This is a genomic window from Paraburkholderia steynii (assembly GCF_900100565.1).
GTDB lineage: Bacteria > Pseudomonadota > Gammaproteobacteria > Burkholderiales > Burkholderiaceae > Paraburkholderia > Paraburkholderia terrae.
Map to the genome: position 1 here is coordinate 22,211 of NZ_FNDI01000014.1, position 18,240 is coordinate 40,450.

Sequence of the window (18,240 nt, forward strand, 5' to 3'; positions counted from 1 at the left end):
CTGCCGTGACGGTCAGCGCATCGCGTAGCCGCCTGCCAGAGGCGGCTCGCGATCACTTGCTTCAGGCAAGGCTTTCCGTCGAGAACGGCATCGCATAGACCCGCTTGCCCGTCGCCGCGAAAATCGCGTTGGCGACAGCGGGGCCCACGGGCGCGACACCGGGTTCGCCGATGCCCGTCGGCGCTTGCGTCGATGCAACGATGTGTACCTCGACCTTCGGCATTGCATCGATGCGCAGCACGCGGTAGCCGTCGAAGTTGTTCTGCTCGACGCGACCGTCCTTCAGCGTGATCGCGCCATACAGCGCCGCGCCCAGCCCGAAGCCAATTCCGCCTTCGATCTGCGCCGCGATCACGTCCGGGTTGATGGCGGTGCCGCAGTCGACCGCGCACACCACGCGATCGACCTTGACCTTGCCGTCTTTATCCACGGACACCTCGGCGACCTGTGCGACGAACGTCTTGAACGCTTCGGCGACGGCGATGCCGCGTCCCTTGCCGGCCGGCAGAGGCGCATTGCTCCAGCCCGCTTTCTGCGCCGCGAGGTCGAGCACGCCACGCATGCGCGGCTCGTGTTCGAGCAGATCGCGCCGGAACGTGTACGGGTCTTTTCCAGCCGCGTGCGCCGCTTCGTCGATGAACGCTTCGACCGCGAACGCCGTGTGCGAACTGCCGACCACCCGCCACCACAGAACGGGCACGCCCGTTTGCATCGTCGACAGTTCGACCGAGATGTTCGGAATCGCGTACGCGATATTCGCCGCGCCTTCCACCGAGGTCCCGTCGATCCCGTTCTTGATCAGCCCCGCGAACGGCGTATCGGCGACGATCGACTGCCCGACGATCCGATGCTGCCAGCCGACCAGCTTGCCGTCGCGCGTCAGGCCGGCATCGAGCTTGTGGAAATACATCGGGCGATAGAGGCCGCCGTGGATGTCGTCCTCGCGCGTCCATTGCAGCTTGACGGGCGTGCCGTTCGCGCCGAGCGCCTTCGCGACCGACACGGCTTCGACGATATAGTCCGAGCCGGGATTGGCGCGCCGGCCGAAGCTGCCGCCCGCATACAGCGTGTGGATGCTGACCTGCTGCGGCTGCAGGCCCGCGACGCGCGCGGCGTTCGCCTGATCGACGGTCTGGAACTGATCGCCCGCCCAGATTTCGCAGCTATTGGCCGTCAGCTTGATGACGGCGTCGAGTGGTTCCATTGGCGCGTGTGCGAGATACGGAAATTCGTAGCTCGCGGAGAGCTTGCGCGCCGCACCCTGGATCGCCTTCGACGCATCGCCTTCGGTGCGCGCGGGCAGGCCGGGCTTGTCGGCGGCCTTGCGGTACTCGGCCATGATGTCCGCCGAACTGCGCTTTTCCGCGTGCGTATCGTCCCATTCGATTTTCAGCGCGTCGCGGCCCTGCTTCGCGGCCCAGAAACTCTTTGCCACGACAGCGACGCCGCGCGGCACCTGCACCACGTTCACCACGCCAGGGACCGCTTTCGCCGCCGATGCGTCGAACGAGCGCACCGTCGCGCCGAACAGCGGCGGCCGCTGCATCACGGCGACGAGCATGCCGGGCAGCGTCACGTCGAGCGTGAACTGCGCGGTGCCGTCGGTTTTCGGCGGCACGTCGACGCGCGGTGCCTGGCTGCCGATCAGCTTGAAGGTCTTCGGGTCCTTCAGCGTCACGTTTTCCGGTACGGGCAATGCGGCGGCCGCCGATGCCAGCGAACCGTACGTCGCATGCTTGCCGCTCGCGTCGTGATAGACGACGCCGCGCTCCGTGCGCAATTCGGATGCGGGCACCTTCCACTGCTGTGCCGCCGCCGTGACCAGCATCACGCGCGCGGTCGCGCCCGCTTCGCGCAGTTGCGTCCACGAGTTGGCCATCGCCGAGCTGCCGCCTGTGCCCTGGATCGTGCCGAACGCGAGATTCGCGTAGCGCTTCGCATCGGCGGGCGCGCTTTCGACGCGTACGCGCGACCAGTCCGCGTCGAGCTCTTCCGCGACGATCGTCGCGATGCCCGTGTACGCGCCTTGGCCCATTTCGACGTGCTTCGCGATCACGGTCACGCTGTCGTCGGCGCCGACGCGGAGGAACGCGTTCGGCGCAAACGTGCCGCCAGGCGCTTGCGCGGCGATCGCACGGCGCGACGTGCCCGCCCATTCGAAGCCGATCGTGAGCGCGAGGGCGGCTGCCGTGCCTGCGCCTTTCAGGAAGGTGCGCCGCGACGGGCGCTGAACGTCAACGATATCGGTTGTCATCGCTCACGCTCCCATCGCGTCGGCGGCGTCGTGAATCGCCGCGCGAATGCGCGTGTAGGTCGCACAGCGACAGATATTGCCGCTCATCGCGGCGTCGATATCGGCGTCGGACGGCTTGGCGTTTTGCGCGAGCAGCGCAGCGGCGGACATGATCTGCCCGGACTGACAGTAGCCGCACTGCGGCACCTGCAGCTTCACCCACGCGGCCTGCACGGCCTTGGCCGGCTTGCCCTGCAATCCTTCGATCGTCGTGATGTGGCGGCCCTCGACAGCCGCGAGCGGCGTGATGCAAGAGCGGATCGGCTGGCCTTCGAGATGGACCGTACACGCGCCGCATTGCGCCATCCCGCAGCCGAACTTCGTTCCATGCAGACCGGCGACTTCGCGGATGGCCCAGAGCAGCGGCATGTTGGGATCGGCGTCCAGCGTCGTGGACTTGCCGTTGAGAATCAGAGTGGTGGACATCGATGACTCCGAGTAGGTTCGGGTTCTGGTTTTACACGGTTGCCCGCGCCCGCGCTTGCCGCATGCGCAGCGATGACGAAGCAGTGGGAACGTGTCGGAGTGTGGCTCAAAGCGGCCGTTTCTGTTGTTCGAAAACTCCGGAAGTCTTGCCTAATCCTGTGGCGTCGCAGAGTCATTGAAGCGCCCGTGCCGGTCGCTTTGCGGCGGGCGGCGTATATTCGTCTCTGGCGCAAACAGTTTCCGCGCGACGGCCACGATCAGGAGACAGCGATGAACAATCGATGGTGGGCATACCCGGTTGCAGCGTTCTGGCTCGCCGCGTTCGCGTCCGTTGCGCTCGCGCAGCAAAGCGGCGCGCCGGGCGCCTCGGCGCCCGTCGTCTACGTGTCGGACTTCGAGCTCGATGCCGCCGACATCACACCCGATCAGAGCCGCTTGAGCCGCGCGCGACGCCTCGCGGGCAGCCTGTCGCCGCTGCATCTGTCGGAGCAGGACCCGCAGAAGAAATCGCAGGAACTGGTCGCGAAGATGTCGGAAACGCTCGTCGCCGATTTGCAGCACGACGGCATCGACGCGCGCCGTCTGCCCGGCGACGCGCCGCTTCCCGCGCAAGGCTGGCTGGTGCGCGGCGTATTTCTGAGCGTGGACGAAGGCAACCGCGTGCGGCGTGCCGTTGTGGGTTTCGGCGCGGGACAAGGCAAGATCGAACTGGCGGTCGCCATTGATCCGCTGCCCAACCAATCGCCCGCGCCGCTTTATCAGACAGTCGAAGGACAGTCGGACCGGCACGTTCCCGGTGCGATCGTCAAGCTCAATCCCTATGCAGCGGCCGCACGATACGTGATGGCGGGCAACGATCAGCAGGCCGATATCAAACAGGTTGCCGGGCAGGTTGCGGATGCCGTGCAAGCGCGCGTGAAACCGCGCGCTGCACCAACGCCGCAGCAATGACGCGCGAGCCGGCGGCGCTGCGCATCAGCTGTTTGCCGGGCTGCTGACTTCGACGCGCGGCCAGACCAGCGCTTCGAACTGATCGGGCAGAACCGGCTGCGAGTACAAAAAGCCTTGCGCAAAGTCGCAGCCGACGGCCACTAGAAAATCGCGCTGCTCGATGGTTTCCACGCCTTCGGCGATGACCTTCAGCCCGAGCTTGTGCGCCAGCACTACCATCGCCTCGCAGAGCGCCTGATTGTCCGCATCGAAGCCAAGGTTCTGCACGAAGGACCGGTCGATCTTCAGGAAGTCGATCTCGAAGCGCTTCAAATACGCCAGCGACGAATAACCCGTGCCGAAGTCGTCGATCGAAATGCGGATGCCCGCATTGCGGAACGTCATCAGCCGTTCGTCGATCTTCAGGTCGGCGTGCATCAGCAGCCCTTCGGTGATCTCGACGGCAACGCTTTGTCCCGGCATGCCTTCGCGATGCAGATACTCAGACCATTGCGAGCACACCAGATTGTCCTGGCGAATCTGCACCGGCGACACGTTGACGCTGATCTGGAACGACGAATGGAAGCGGTTGCGCCAGTGCTTCGCCTGCTGCACGGCCTGCCTGAACACCCAATCGCCGATCGGCACGATGAGGCCCGTGTCTTCGGCCAACGGTATGAAGTCCAGCGGGCTGATCATGCCGCGCTCGGGATGCAGCCAGCGGATCAGCGCCTCGGCCTTATAGATCTCGCCCGTCGTCAGATCGACGATAGGCTGGTAGTAGAGCCGGAACTGATCGCCCGGCAGCGCGGCGCGCAGATCGCTCGTCAGACGCAGGCGCTTTTCCGCCGCGATCTGCAAATCCTGCGTGAAATAGCTGAGGCAGTTACGACCCGCGTTCTTGGCCGCGTACATTGCCTGATCGGCGTTCTTGAAGAGGACGTCGAGTTCGCTCGCGTCGTCCGGATAAAGCGTCACGCCAATGCTCGCCGAAATGAACGCCTCGTCCGGGCCGAGCGTGAACGGCTCGCACAGCTTGTCGATGATCGTCCGCGCGATCCGCTCGATGCTGCCAATGTGATCGAGATTCGGCAGGATCACGGTGAACTCGTCGCCGCCAAGACGCGCAACGATATCCGCTTCGCGCACGCACGACGTGATTCGCCGCGCGGCTTCGATCAACAGCGTGTCGCCCGTATCGTGTCCCAGAGAATCGTTGACTTCCTTGAAGCGGTCCAGATCGATCAGCATCAAGGCCATCCGATGCCCGGAGCGCTGCGCGATCTTCGCTTCCTGCTCGAGACGGTTCTGGAACATCTGGCGATTCGGCAGTTGCGTCAGCGTGTCGAAGTTGGCCTGCTTCCAGATGGCGGCTTCGAACGCCATCCGGTCCGACAGGTCGCGGCCCACGGCGAGCACCGAATTGACGTTGCCCGATGGATCGATTTCCGGCGTGAGGCGAATATGCGAGCACTGCTCCTGTCCATCCTTGCTGAGCCAGCGCAGCTCGAATTGCCCGCTTTTTCCCGTCGATATCGCTTCGCTGATCTTGCGCTCGTAGATCAGCGCGTTCGATCCGCCGGGTATTTCCGAAGGCCGCTTGCCGAGCGCTTCGCCAAGGGTGCGTCCCGCCGACGCGCAAAAGGCCGGGTTTGCATACGTGCGGCGCAGATCGCGGTCGTAGCGCGTGATCGTGTCGGGCGAATTCTCGATCAGCGTGCGCGATTCCAGTTCCCGGCTGACCAGCTCCGCCGTACGTTCGACGACGGTCTGCTCCAGCGACGCATTGATCTCGTTGATCTTCTGGATCTTCTGCCGGATCGCCCCGCGCATTCGTTCGAAGCGCTGCGCGAGCCGGCCCAGTTCGTCCTGCCCATCGGCATCGACGTGCGCTTCGGCAAGCGCCTGCTCTTCGGCGCCCGCATCGCTGCCTGTGTCGTGCATTTTCCGCACGAGATCTTTCAGCGGCGACGAAATGCTGTGCGAGATGAAGTAGGCGAAGAAGATCGACAGCAGAAAGCCCGAAATGCCGACCAGCACGATCTGGTTGCGCACGGATTGCGCCTCGGCCGTCAGCTTCTTCTCCGGAATCGTGCTGACGACGAACCATGTCGTGCCGGGAATGCGCGTGTAGGCCGCGAAGTAGCCCGCGTGATTCTTGCCTTCGAAGCTGACGAAGCCGTTTGGCTGGCCGAGCATCTCGGTGTTGTGCGCGATCCCGTCGATCAGGCCGGGTTCGGCCGTCGTGTCCGTGCTGGCGGGCATGTCGTCGGCGCGCACTATCAGCTTGTTGTTGCTGCTGTCGAGCACGTAGATTTCCGTTCCCGTGCCGAGGGCCACGTCGTTGAAGATCGTCGAGAAATGCTCGGGGCGAATCACCAGCACCAGATTGCCGAGGCGCCGGTTGTTGCTCTTGCCGATAACCGCCCGCACCATCCCCAGGTTCAGCTGTCCGACGCCGTTGTCGTAACTGCCCCAGTATGGACGTCCGCTGCGATCGGGCGCCTGCTTGACGAAGCGCATGACGCCGCGCGTCAGTTGCGCGAACGCCTGGGTGTCCATCACCCGGTCGTGCGTGTCGAGCAGATACTTCTCGTTGATGAAATCGACGGAGCCGTAGTGATCGAGCAGCAGACGCGTCATGTCGAGGCGCGCCTCGTTCTGTTCCTTCGCGTTGCCGTTCGCGACCTTCATCAGCGAGGACTGAACCTGATCGGAGAGCACCAGCAGGCTGCTTTCCGTTTCGATCTGCTCCATGCGCAGCACGATGTTTCGCGAGACCTGCTTGACGACCTCTTTCGAGAATATCTCCGCCTTTTCCTTGATGGCCGCCGTCGACTCCGCATACGATATGTAGCCCGAAATGAGTACGGGCAACAGCGACAGCAGGATAAACGCGGTGATCAGCCGGTACCGTATTTCGACACGGCGCAGCAGATCCTGCGACAGGTATTCAAGAACGCGTTGCAGTGAACCGATGATCGAGCTCATTTGTAATGCATCTTCGCTTCGTTCTTGACGGACGCATCCAGCAGCTGGGCCGCCTGTTTGGGCGTGATCCTGTTCAACAGGACATCCTGCATCAACCGGTGCAAACGCTCGATGGAGTTGGACGGAAGCACCGAATAATACGGGCTTGCGGTGACGGGATAGCGACTGACTTCATTCGTGTACTCGACGATCTTCGGGTCGCCCGCCATCGCGCCCGTGCTCTGTCTGAACGGCGAAATGTTCTGGCGCTTCGCCTGGAGAATCGCGAAACCCTTTGCAGCGATGAACTCGAGAAAGCGCATGGCGGCAACCTTGTTCGGCGTTTCGCACACCGCAAAGCCCGTTTCGCTGCCGACAATGGGCACGACCCGCTTGCCGGGAGCGTTCCATGGCGGAATGAAAACGCCTGTTTCGAAGGGATTGCCATGCAGCAACAGGCCGGCTGCCCAGCTGCCGTGAATCGCCATTGCGACCTTGCCTTCCTTGAACAGGCGGATGCCGCCGTCGTAGTCCGTCGCCATGAATCCGTCCTGCACGTAGCCGCGTTCCGGCATCAGCGCCATTTTGGCAAAGATATCGGCGACGGCGGGCGTATTCAGATTCAGCGTGCCGTCGTCGATTTTCTTCTTCCACGCGGGGTCGCGCGCCACCACGTTGTTCGCGAAGCCGGAGCCGAACAGACCGTTGCCCAGCATATTGGGAAACCCGCCGTTCCACATGATCGGCGTGAAGCCCGCGCGCTTGAGCTGCTCGCAGACCGCGAGGAACTCGCGAAAGTTGGTCGGCAGTGTCTTGATGCCCGCCTTCGCAAACATATCCTCGTTGTAGTACATCAGCACCGTCGCGACGCCGCCGGAAATGCCGAATGCTTTCGACTGGCGGCTCGTCCAGTCGCCCTTCAACGGATCGATCATGTTGTTCCACGCTGCCGTCTGACTGACGTCGGCGAGGACGTGCTGGTCGGCCAGTTCAGCCGAGTACGCGTTCGGGTTCACACTGACGAGATCCGGCAGATTACCCGACGCGATTCGCGGCTTGATGTTCGCCTCGACGGAATTGCCGACCATGAACTGCACGTTCACGCCGATGTCCGGATTCTCCTTGCTGAATTCGGCGGCGATCTGGAGCATCTCTTCCGGCCAGTCAGGCGCCCAGATCAGCGCGGTAATGATCGTCTTCGCTGGCGCGGATGCGCCCGGCGAAGCAGAGTCCTTCTGGTGACAACCGTACAACGACAAAAAAATCAGAGTCACCAGGCCAGATAGCAGGGAGGCAAGCGCAAGTCGTCGCACGTGAGAATCGCTTTCAGTTTCGGAGTGGATCGGGCAGCACTTAGCAGCGAGCGGTCGCGCACCGGGCGCAACGCCGTCGCAATCTGCTTCGCGAGAAAACCGGTCGCGTCGCCATGAACGCGTGCGCGTCCGCTTCGCGGCAAACGCAGGCGCGAGCGGTTCTTCGGATCGAAGCGCATGGCTGTTTGAGCGACGGAATGGGCGAAGCGGCGAACGGCAAACGATTGCCGTGAAACAAGGGCCCGATTACATGACGTGACGTTGCGGTCGAAACCTGTAAAGAAACGCTTGCGGCGAGTGCGACACGCATATCGGGCCCTGACGGCGGCTAGGAAATCGGGCGAGGCAGTACCTCAATTGCATATCGGCAAGTCAGGTCATTACTTGAGGCGGCCACGCGTGCGACGCCTAGCCTCGGGCATGGCGGGACGAGATTTCCTGCAGGTCGAGATCGTGTTCCATCACGTGCAGCAGGTCGTCGTGAATCAGGCCGCTCCGATGCAGGCGCAACAGTTCCACGCGGCCAGCGGCGATCGCGGCGAGGATGACGTCGTAGTGCGCTTTGCGCGCTTCCAGCGGAAAGCTCGGCGCGTGCTGGAACTCTTCCGTGAGACGCGCGCGATAGCTGTACTGTTCGAGCAGCCGCGGATGCAGGACGCTGCCGTCCGGCCCATAGACGAGCGGCTTGATCGCTTCCAGTTGTGCCGCCTCCAGCCGCGCCCATGCCTGCATCTCGTTCAGATAGGCCGATGCGTGTGCATCGCTTGCTGGTTTGACGAGCCGGATCACCATGCCGATCGTCGTGCCTTGCAGCAGCACCGTAAACAGAATGACGACGAACGCGGAGAACAGAATCAGATCGCGGCCCGGCATTGTTTCAGGCAGCGAAAGAGCGATCGCCAGCGTTACGACGCCGCGCATGCCCGCCCAACTCACGACGGCAGCGGAGCGCCAGTCGGCGGGCGGCGCGGCGCGACGCGAGATGCGGTGCAGTACCGCGTTGATCGATTCGAGCGCGAAGGTCCACACGCAGCGCGAAACGACGACCGTGGCCACGGTCGCCATCGCGGCGGGACCGAGCAGTGCGAGCGCATTGTCGATGCCGCCAAGCCGCTGCATCACGCCACGCAGCGACAGCCCGATCAGCACGAACACGAGCGCCTCGAACACGAACACGACGACTTGCCAGAACGCGGTGCCACGCGTTCGCGCGGTGGCGGAGAAGACTTCGTGCTGATGCCAGCCGAGCAGCATGCCGCACGTCACAGTTGAGATGACGCTCGATACGCCGAGCATTTCGCCCGCGATGTAGCTGATCCACGCGGAGATCACTGAAGTCGTGATAATCAGATAGTCGTCGTCGAGCAGGCGCAGCAGACACACGACGCCATAGCCGACCACGCATCCGACCACCACGCCGCCCACCGCGAGTCCCGCGAAGCTCAGCACGGCATGCGACGCGCTGAACGCGCCCGTGAGCGCGGCGGCGACGGCGAAGCGGAACAGCACGAGGCCGGCCGCGTCGTTGAGCAGGCTTTCGCCTTCGAGCAGCACCATCAGGCGGCGCGGCAGCGCGAGCCGTTCGAGCACCGCTTTCGCCGCGACGGCGTCGGGCGGCGAGACGACCGCGCCGAGCGCGAAGCAGGCTGCCCACGGCAGCGACGGCACAACGAAATGCACGACCACGCCGACTATCCATGTCGTGAACGCAACCGCGCCGATCGCGAACAGCAGAATGGGCTTCAGGTGCCGCTTGAAGTCGGTCCAGACGAAAAAGTACGCGCCATCCATCAGCAATGGCGGCAGGAAAACGATCAGCACGAGGTCGGGGTCGAGCACGACGGGCGGCAGGCCGGGGGCGAACGCCATGGCTACGCCGCCGACCAGCAATGCGGCCGCAGGCGGCAGCCGCAAGCGCTTCGCGATCAGTTCGAGCGCGATGATCGCAATCAGCGAAAGCAGCACCAGCTTGAATGCCGACACAGCCGACATGACTTCTCCTGTTGAGCGTTTGTGGCGGGACGTTAAACGGTGAACATCCGGAAATCGAGCGGCGACATATCGAATGCGCGGCGGAACGCGCGATTGAAATCGGACGCGCTGTTGAAGCCGAGTCCATATGCGATTTCGACCACCGCCTTGTTCGGATAGCGGCGCAGTTCGTCGGCGGCCTGGCTCAGCCGGCGGTTGCGAATATACGTTGCGAGCCCGCCTTCGCTCTCGAACAGCCGGTAGAGCGTCGGGCGCGACAACTGCGACGCGAGCAGTACGCTTTCGGGCGAAAGATCGGGTTCATGCAGATTGGCTTCGATGTAGCGCCGGAGGGTGCCGAACACGGCGGCGCGCGCGGCCGCGCGCGTGCCGCCCGCGCGTCCCGTCCGCTTGCCGAACGCGGCCGCGATCAACATGGCGCAGGTTTTCAGCGCGTCGTGGAAGTCGGCGGGGTTCGTCGACTGACCGGTTTGGGACAACGCGGCGAGATAGCCCGGAATCAGGCGCGCGAGCGGCGAGTCGTATTCGATGACATGGCCGTGAATCGACTCAGGCTCGGGTAGCACGGGCGCGAGCCATTCGCGCGGCAGGAAGATCGCCAGCAAGCGGCAGTCGGTGCGTTGCATGCGCATCGGCTGCCCCATGTCCAGCGCGAGAATGCCGGGTTTGATCTGCGTGGAAACGCGCTTGGGATACATGCCCGTCGTCGTCTCGATCTGGCCATCGACGAGCACATGGAACACGAACTGGCGCGCGCTATCGGTGGAGATTCGCGCGGCGGTGCGCGTTTGCAGGATCGCGTCGGTGCGGCAGTCCATGAAGGCGAGATCCGCAGAGCGATAGCTGTCGATGGTCCCTCGAAAGCCGCTTTCCCGCTGACTCTTTGCGACGGGCACATCCAGGATATGACCGATGCGATTTCGCCAGGCGAGCAATTGCTGCTGCGGCGACTCGCTGGCGGTGCTGAAGTAGTCGTGCGCGTATGGGAGCCGCGTCGGGCCGTCGGTCGGATGCTCGATCTTCAAGGCTGTGGATGAACCCGGATGAGGTGATTCCGATTGCAGGGAAGACTGCCTGGACCGCGCCTGGATCATAGCGTCGATGTCGGACAAAATTCTACCTGAGGTTAAAACTACATTACGATCTTGTAATGAGACGCGAGTCTCACTAGAATGAATTGGCAAACGGTGCGAATGCAATCGCGAGGAGCCAATCATGACGCTGACGCCTGTGCAGATGGACGGGAAGATCGAAGAGCACTTCGGTTTTGAGAGACGCGACGATGTCGAAGGCGTGCTCGCCACGCTCGCGCCGGACGTCGAGCATGACGTCGTCGGCTGGCCTGCCGGGCCGGTGCGTGGCCGGGGCGAAGTGCGGCCGTTCTACGAGGCGCTATTCGCGGATTTATCGGAGAGCCGGGTCGAGTGCTTGCGCCGCCTGTATGGCGACGGTTTCGTCGTCGACGAATCACTCTGGCGCGGCAAGGCGCCGGGGCGGCCATTTGGACTCGAAGGGCGCGGGCGTCCGCTGGAATTCCGCATGTTGCATGTGCTTGAATTCGCGGAAAGCGGGCAGATCACGCGTGAGAACGTATGGGTCGATCTCGCGGCGATCATGCAGCAGTTGCCGCAAGCCTGATATGGCCGACGTCACGACCAACGGGCGCGCGAACCAGAAGCGGCGCACGCGCAAGGACTTGTTGCTGGCGGCTTCGCGTTTGATGAAGCAGGGGCGCAAGCCGAGTCTCGAGGAGATCGCGGAGGAAGCGATGGTGTCGCGCGCCACCGCATATCGCCATTTTCCGAGCATGGATGCGCTGCTGCTGGAAGCGTCGCTCGATGTCGCGACGCCGGATGCGTCAGCGCTGTTTGGCCCGCGTGCGTCGGATGATCCCGTGGCGCGGCTTACGCGTGTCGATACGGCGCTTCACGACATGATCCTCGCCAACGAAGCGCCGCTGCGAATGATGCTCGCGCATTCGCTGGAGCGCGTGGCGAAGGGCGATACCGACAGTGAGGTTCCGCTGCGGCAGAATCGGCGGACTGCGCTGATCGAGGCGGCGCTGGAACCTGTGCAGGACCAGTTCAAGTCCGCCGCGTTCGAAACGTTGACGCAGGCGCTCGCGCTGGTGATCGGCACTGAGGCGATGGTGGTGTTCAAGGACGTGCTGCAACTCGACGACGCGCGGGCCCGGAAAGTGAAGCGCTGGGCGATCCGCGCGTTGGTCGATGCGGCGAGACGGGGGCGGGCAGACGGGGAGTGACGACTCCCCGCTCAACCCTCTATCAACGCAACGGCCTCAATCCCGCCCGCACTTCTTCGGCAAACAGTTGCGGCTGTTCCCACGCCGCAAAATGCCCGCCCTTGTCGAGCCGGTTGTAGTAAATGAGGTTGTGATACGCGCGCTCGGTCCAGCTACGCGGCGCCTGATAGTTCTCGCGAGGAAAGACGCTTACGGCGGCGGGGACGGACACATCGGCGGCGGCGAGGAAGTTGAAATGGGACTCCCAATAGAAGCGCGCCGCGGAGATACCCGTGTTCGTTAGCCAGTAAAGCGTGATGTCGTCGAGCACGTCGTCGAGGGTCAGCGCGCCTGACGATTCTCCATTCACGGCCCGGCCGAATACAGCGGAAGTGAGCGCCGCTGCCGGCTGCTCGTAGCCGTCGCCATGGTCGAGCAGCCAACTGGCCAACCCGATCGGCGAGTCCGAAATGCCATAGAGCGTTTGCGGGCGCGTTCCCATCTCCAGCGCGTAGGCGCGCCGCTTTTTGGCCGCGCTGCTCAACTGGTCGTATGCATGCTTTTCGTCGTCCGAAAGGCCGGATGGCGGCGGGTCGCCCGCCTGAAGCGCCTTGGCGATCTCGGGCGGAATCGTCGCGGGAAAGTTGACGTGGATGCCCAGCAACTCGGGCGGCGCCTGCTTGCCCATCACGTTCGCGACGACACCGCCGAGGTCGCCGCCTTGCGCCGCGAATCTGTCGTATCCGAGACGCTTCATCAGCACGACCCACGCGCGCGCCGTGCGCTCCGGGCCCCAGCCCGTCGTGGCGGGCTTGCCGGAAAAGCCATAGCCCGGCAACGACGGAATGACCAGATGAAACGCATCGGATGCGCTCGCGCCATGCGCCGTCGGGTTGACCAGCGGATCGATGATCTTGAACTGCTCGATCACCGAGCCGGGCCAGCCGTGCGTGACGATCAACGGCATCGCGTTGGCATGCTTCGAGCGCACGTGGATGAAATGAATATCCAGTCCGTCGATCTCGGTCACGAAGTTCGGCAGCGCATTCAGCTTTGCTTCGCATTTGCGCCAGTCGTAGCCGGTGGACCAATGGCGCGCGAGTTCCTGCATCATCGCAAGCTGAACGCCTTGTGTGTTGTCGGCAACCGTCTCGCGCTCGGGCCATCGCGTCGCCTTGATGCGTCGACGCAAATCGATCAGTTGCGCCTCGGGCACATGCACACGAAGTGGACGAATCGCCGTCTTGTCGCCGCCCGTTGGCTGCGCGACTGAGATTATCGCCTGATTTGCTTGTGCGAATGCAAGCTGGCTCAACGAACCTGCGGCGACGGTGGCCGCGGCGACACCGACAAAGCGCCGACGCGACGGCGATGGAGGAAGGTGGTCTGACATAAGAACTCCAATTGGCTTTGCGCCAATGATTCCAGGTAATGGCCGCGTAGTTGCACGAGCCATTGGACGCACGGTCCGGACGCGGCGCGCGTCCGGCGAGAGCGTATTGGAACGCGCGGATGTATCGCGCGTGTTTTCTGAAACGATGCTTTTGTAGACGCAAGTACCGGTTGGCACATAGCGGATACTTTGCGCTACGCGGAACGAACGTGCTACGTGTTGCACATACAACATCAACAACAGAAAAATCAGCCGATTCGATTCGGCAGGTCACCCGCGATACCCATCAGCGCGTTTGCGCCCGCTTCGCCAAGCAGCGACTGAGCCTTCGATTGCGCCGCCGACCACGCGGACGCGGCGTCGTGCAATAGGGCCTTGCCTTGCTTCGTGAGCGATAGAGGGCGGCTGCGGCCGTCGTCGCCAGGCATGCCTTCGACGACCCATCCCTGCGCGACTAAGGGCTGAAGATTGCGCGTGAGCGTCGAGCGGTCGTGATGGTTTTTGCGCCCGAGCGTGGCGCGGCTAAGCGGCCCAAATTCCATGATCAGCACTAGCAGCGTGAATTGCGATGCATTGACGCCAAACGGCCTCAACGCTTCATCGTAGATCGCGGTCAGCACTCTTGAAATCTGCCGTGTGCGCGTGAGCAGACAGCTTTGCGCGATCTTCCGGCTGACGTTGGCACAGGTGTCGTGCCGATGGTCTGAAGTCATGATCGATGCTCGTGTTGCATATGCAATATCGTGGCAAGGGCAGTGGTCGCACTGCCCTTCTTCATGCGGCTTAAACGAGCGTGATCGTGACGCCGATGTTGCCGCGCGTCGCCTTCGAGTACGGGCAGGTTTGATGCGCGCGGTCGACCACTTCCTGGGCCACGTCGCGCGGCAGGCCGGGCAGGCTCACGTTCAGACGTGCCTGAATGAAATACGCGTTGTCGGTGGTGCCGAGATCGATTTCAGCATCGACGCTGGTGTCAGCCGGCAGCGAGATCTTCAGCGCGCGCGCAGCGCCGCCCATCGCGCCAATGAAACAGGCCGACCAGCCGGCGCCGAGCAGTTGCTCGGGGTTCGTGCCCGCGCCATTGCCGCCCGGCGTCGACAGCTTGATGTCGAGGCGACCGTCGGAACTATGTGCGGCACCTTCGCGGCCGCCCGTCGTGTGAACCTTGCCTGTGTACAGTACGTTGTCGATACGCGTCATGGTGAGTGCTCCGTTGAGTAGGTGAGGGGCAAACAATCGATGACCGTATTGAAGCGTGCGGATGTATCTCGCTTGTGTCGTGGAAACGGACGTGTGTATGCGTATGTATCCGCTGCTGCGGCGGATACATTGCGCTACAAATGGGCGGGTCGGGTTGGCATGGCGCCGCGTCCGGCCTTGCGCGCTTCGTCGAGCATGAATTCGATGAACTGCGACGTGGCGCGCGTATGGTGAAGATTCGGCATATACAGCATGTACATGTTCGTGCCGAAGATGCTGAGCCGCCACGGGTCGAGCGCCGTGACGACGTCGCCGCGCCGGATGTCGTCGTGTACGACGTAATCGGGCACGAGTCCGACGCCGAGGCCGGCGAGAATCGCGTCGCGCAAAAACAGGAAGTTTTCGGAGATGAGGCCAGGTTCCAGCAACACCTCATGCCGTTCGTCGCGCAGATACGCGGCGACGCGCAGTTGCCGGCCGACCACGGCGGACGTAATGATCGGCGCGGTGCGAAGCTCGTCGAGCTGCACAGGCATGCCATGTTGCGCGGCATACGCCGACGACGCGCACGCGACCCATCTCACGGGCCCCATGTCGCGCGCGACGAGATTTTGCGGCGGCTCCGACATCACGCGCACGGCAATGTCCACTTCGTCGCGCAGCAGGTCTTCGACACGGTTCTCGAACATCACGTCGAGCACGATGCCGGGATATTCGCGCTTGAAGGCGATCAGCCACGCCGACATCACCAGCTGCCCGTAGCCGCTCGGCACCGACAGGCGCACGCGCCCTTGCAGGCTTTCGCCGAGCGTCGATATCGATTCCTTCGCGGCCAGCAGCGAATTGCGGATCGCGCGGCCATGCTCGTAGAGCTTCAGCCCGATTTCGGTCGGCTCGACGCGGCGCGTCGTGCGCCGGACCAGTTGCAGGCCGATCGACTTTTCGAACTGGTTGAGGTGGTAGCTGACGTTGGCGCGGGTCATCTTCAGCCGGCGCGCAGCCTCGCTGAGATTGCCGGCATCGATGATCTCGACCAGCAGCGTTAGCGCGTTGACGTCCACGGCGGCCCTACTGTCAAAGATTCTTTGACACTCTGTCAATTGGTGAGGTGATTGTCAATTCCGGTTGTCCCCAAGACAATCCCAAATCGCATGGCAATTCTGCTTACACGCTGCAACGAGGAGACAAATCGTATGACGCCGACCGCCGCATCCGCATTGCCGGTTACCCATGAGCTACGCGGCAACATCCTGCTCGTCACCGTCGACAATCCGCCCGTCAACGCGCTGGGCGTGGACGTCCGGCGCGGCCTCGTCGCGGCGATCGAAGCCGCGGAAGCGAATCCGGCCGTGCGCGCGGTGCTGATCGTCGGCGCGGGCCGCAATTTCATCGCGGGCGCGGACATTCGCGAATTCGGCAAGCCGCCGCAAATGCCGACGCTGCCCGATGTGTGCAACCGCATTGAGACGTGCGGCAAGCCTGTCGTCGTCGCGATTCATGGCGCCGCGCTCGGCGGCGGACTCGAGATCGCGCTGGCGTCGCATTATCGGATTGCGGTCGCGGGCGCGAAGCTTGGCTTGCCTGAGGTGCTGCTCGGTCTGCTGCCCGGCGCGGGCGGCACGCAGCGCGCGCCGCGCCTGATCGGCGCCGAGGCGGCTTTGTCGCTGATGCTGAGCGGCAAGCATATCGGCGAGCAGGAAGCGCTGAAAATCGGGCTTGTCGATCGCGTGGGTCAGAGCGATGACGTGCTCGCCGAGGGGCTCGCGTATGTGCAGCAACTGCTCGTCGAACATGCACCCGTGCGGCGTACGCGCGATGCGCAAGGGCTCGCGGACCAAGAAGCGAGTGCGGCTGCCGTTATCGCCGCGCGCGCCGAGACCGCGAAGAAATCACGCGGCCTGCTGTCGCCGCTGAAGATCGTCGATTGCGTCGAGGCCGCGCTGAACCTGCCGTTCGACGAAGGCCTGCGCTTCGAGCGCAAGCAATTCCTGGAATGCCTCGATAGCCCGCAGCGCGCGGCCCTCGTCCACGCATTCCATGCTGAACGTGAAGTGCAGAAGGCGCCTGAAACGCGCAGCGCGCAGCCGAGGCCGATCGCGTCGGCGGGCGTGGTGGGCGGCGGCACGATGGGCGCGGGCATCGCCGTCGCATTGCTCGACGCGGGCTTGCCCGTGACGATGATCGAGCGCGACGACGAATCGCTGGCTCGTGGGCGCGCGCACGTCGAGAAGGTCTACGACGGCCTGATCGCGAAAGGACGCCTGACCAGCGATGCGAAGGCGAAGAAACTGGCGCGCTTCATCGGCAGCACGTCGTACGATGCACTCGCCGATGTCGATATCGTGATCGAAGCCGCGTTCGAAGACATGGCCGTGAAGCAGGCCGTGTTCGCGGAACTCGACCGTGTGTGCAAGCAAGGTGCCGTGCTCGCGACCAACACGTCGTATCTCGACATCGACGCGATCGCAGCCAGTATTTCGCGACCGCAAGATGTGATCGGGCTGCACTTCTTCTCGCCCGCGCACATTATGAAGCTGCTGGAAGTCGTCGTGCCCGCGCATGTGAGCGCCGACGTCGTCGCAACGTCATTCGATCTGGCGAAGAAACTGCGCAAGGTGCCCGTGCGCGCGGGCGTGTGCGACGGCTTCATCGGCAACCGGATGCTCGCGGTGTATCGCGCGGCGGCGGACCATCTGATGGAGGACGGCGCGTCGCCGTATCAGATCGACAAAGCCGTGCGTGAATTCGGTTTTCCGATGGGACCGTATCAGGTGATCGATCTGGCCGGCGGCGACATTGGCTGGGCGTCGCGTAAGCGCCGCGCAGCGACGCGTCATCCCGATGCGCGCTATGTGCAGATTCCCGATCGCCTCTGTGAGCGCGGCTGGTTCGGCCAGAAGACGAAGCGCGGTTTCTACCGCTATGACGAAGGCAAGCGCGCCGGCACGCCCGATGCGGAAGTGGAAGCGATCATCGTCGCGGAGCGCGAGCGCGCGGGCGTCACGCCGCGCACGTTCAGTGACGAGCAGATCGTGCGTCGCTACATGGCCGCGATGATCAACGAAGGCGCGAACGTGATTCACGAGCGCATCGCGTTGCGACCGCTCGATGTGGACGTGACGTTGATCAATGGTTTCGGGTTTCCGGCGTATCGCGGCGGTCCGATGCATTACGCGGATACGATCGGTTTGCCTGCGTTGCTCGCGGATATCCGCGAGTTCGAGAAGCACGATCCGCTGTTCTGGAAGCCTTCGCCGTTGCTGGTGGAACTGGTCGAGCGCGGGGAGACGTTGGCGAGCTTGAATCAGTCTGCGTAATTCGAACGAATCGGGCGACGCTTGTTAAAGATAGTCAAATCCGCCGATTCGGCGTTGATGCACTCAGCGCAAAGTCAGAGAATGAAATTGCGGTGACCGTACCGCGAGTTGGCATGTTAGAGCCGCAGCAATTTCGCTGCGGCTTCTTTTTTTCTGCGCCGCAA

Annotated in this window: 14 protein-coding genes; 4 read left to right on the top strand and 10 right to left on the bottom strand. The window is 63.4% G+C overall.

Features of this window, described 5'->3' with window-relative positions; all coding sequences use genetic code 11:
- Positions 1-61: 61 nt before the first annotated feature.
- Both BLT65_RS24060 and BLT65_RS24065 read right to left on the bottom strand, forming a co-directional pair.
- Positions 62-2,254 carry a xanthine dehydrogenase family protein molybdopterin-binding subunit gene (locus BLT65_RS24060; RefSeq protein WP_091781806.1) on the bottom strand — a complete coding sequence of 731 codons (2,193 nt, stop codon included), beginning with the start codon at positions 2,252-2,254 and terminating at the stop codon, positions 62-64.
- Positions 2,255-2,257: 3 nt separating this feature from the next.
- Positions 2,258-2,719: a (2Fe-2S)-binding protein gene (locus BLT65_RS24065; protein WP_035992296.1), complete on the bottom strand. Its 462-nt coding sequence runs from the start codon at positions 2,717-2,719 to the stop codon at positions 2,258-2,260.
- Positions 2,720-2,989: 270 nt separating this feature from the next.
- On the opposite strand from BLT65_RS24065, the gene BLT65_RS24070 reads away from it, so the two are divergent.
- A complete protein-coding gene (locus tag BLT65_RS24070; RefSeq protein WP_091782235.1) occupies positions 2,990-3,670 on the top strand; it encodes a DUF4410 domain-containing protein in 681 nt (226 codons plus the stop codon).
- A 24-nt stretch (positions 3,671-3,694) separates the two neighbouring features.
- Here BLT65_RS24070 and BLT65_RS24075 read toward each other — a convergent pair whose 3' ends face one another.
- The 4 genes from BLT65_RS24075 to BLT65_RS24095 all read right to left on the bottom strand — a co-directional run bounded on the left by BLT65_RS24075 (position 3,695) and on the right by BLT65_RS24095 (position 10,949).
- Complete coding sequence (locus tag BLT65_RS24075) at positions 3,695-6,640, bottom strand: bifunctional diguanylate cyclase/phosphodiesterase (RefSeq protein ID WP_091781808.1); 2,946 nt, start codon at positions 6,638-6,640, stop codon at positions 3,695-3,697.
- Positions 6,637-7,893 (bottom strand): ABC transporter substrate-binding protein, encoded by a 1,257-nt coding sequence (locus tag BLT65_RS24080; protein WP_244186579.1) that lies wholly within the window; start codon positions 7,891-7,893, stop codon positions 6,637-6,639. Before BLT65_RS24080 ends, BLT65_RS24075 begins: the two co-directional genes overlap by 4 nt.
- Before the next feature lie 447 nt (positions 7,894-8,340).
- On the bottom strand, positions 8,341-9,924 hold the full coding sequence (locus tag BLT65_RS24090) for a Na+/H+ antiporter (protein ID WP_091781814.1): 1,584 nt from the start codon (positions 9,922-9,924) through the stop codon (positions 8,341-8,343).
- A 32-nt stretch (positions 9,925-9,956) separates the two neighbouring features.
- Positions 9,957-10,949 (bottom strand): helix-turn-helix domain-containing protein, encoded by a 993-nt coding sequence (locus tag BLT65_RS24095; protein ID WP_042315097.1) that lies wholly within the window; start codon positions 10,947-10,949, stop codon positions 9,957-9,959.
- Between the two features lie 190 nt (positions 10,950-11,139).
- Between BLT65_RS24095 and BLT65_RS24100 the strand changes: the two genes are divergently transcribed.
- Positions 11,140-11,562: an ester cyclase gene (locus BLT65_RS24100; protein ID WP_042315098.1), complete on the top strand. Its 423-nt coding sequence runs from the start codon at positions 11,140-11,142 to the stop codon at positions 11,560-11,562.
- A 1-nt stretch (position 11,563) separates the two neighbouring features.
- Positions 11,564-12,187 carry a TetR/AcrR family transcriptional regulator gene (locus BLT65_RS24105; protein WP_091781817.1) on the top strand — a complete coding sequence of 208 codons (624 nt, stop codon included), beginning with the start codon at positions 11,564-11,566 and terminating at the stop codon, positions 12,185-12,187.
- Between the two features lie 22 nt (positions 12,188-12,209).
- Here BLT65_RS24105 and BLT65_RS24110 read toward each other — a convergent pair whose 3' ends face one another.
- The 4 genes from BLT65_RS24110 to BLT65_RS24125 form a co-directional block, all read right to left on the bottom strand.
- Positions 12,210-13,559 (bottom strand): epoxide hydrolase family protein, encoded by a 1,350-nt coding sequence (locus BLT65_RS24110; RefSeq protein ID WP_091781820.1) that lies wholly within the window; start codon positions 13,557-13,559, stop codon positions 12,210-12,212.
- Between the two features lie 248 nt (positions 13,560-13,807).
- Complete coding sequence (locus tag BLT65_RS24115; protein WP_091781823.1) at positions 13,808-14,272, bottom strand: MarR family winged helix-turn-helix transcriptional regulator; 465 nt, start codon at positions 14,270-14,272, stop codon at positions 13,808-13,810.
- A 70-nt stretch (positions 14,273-14,342) separates the two neighbouring features.
- Positions 14,343-14,759: an organic hydroperoxide resistance protein gene (locus tag BLT65_RS24120; RefSeq protein ID WP_091781827.1), complete on the bottom strand. Its 417-nt coding sequence runs from the start codon at positions 14,757-14,759 to the stop codon at positions 14,343-14,345.
- A 134-nt stretch (positions 14,760-14,893) separates the two neighbouring features.
- Positions 14,894-15,820 carry a LysR family transcriptional regulator gene (locus BLT65_RS24125; protein ID WP_091781830.1) on the bottom strand — a complete coding sequence of 309 codons (927 nt, stop codon included), beginning with the start codon at positions 15,818-15,820 and terminating at the stop codon, positions 14,894-14,896.
- Positions 15,821-15,952: 132 nt separating this feature from the next.
- Between BLT65_RS24125 and BLT65_RS24130 the strand changes: the two genes are divergently transcribed.
- Entirely contained in the window at positions 15,953-18,076 is a 2,124-nt protein-coding gene (locus BLT65_RS24130) for a 3-hydroxyacyl-CoA dehydrogenase NAD-binding domain-containing protein (protein WP_091781833.1), read from the top strand.
- The last annotated feature ends 164 nt before the right edge of the window (positions 18,077-18,240 follow it).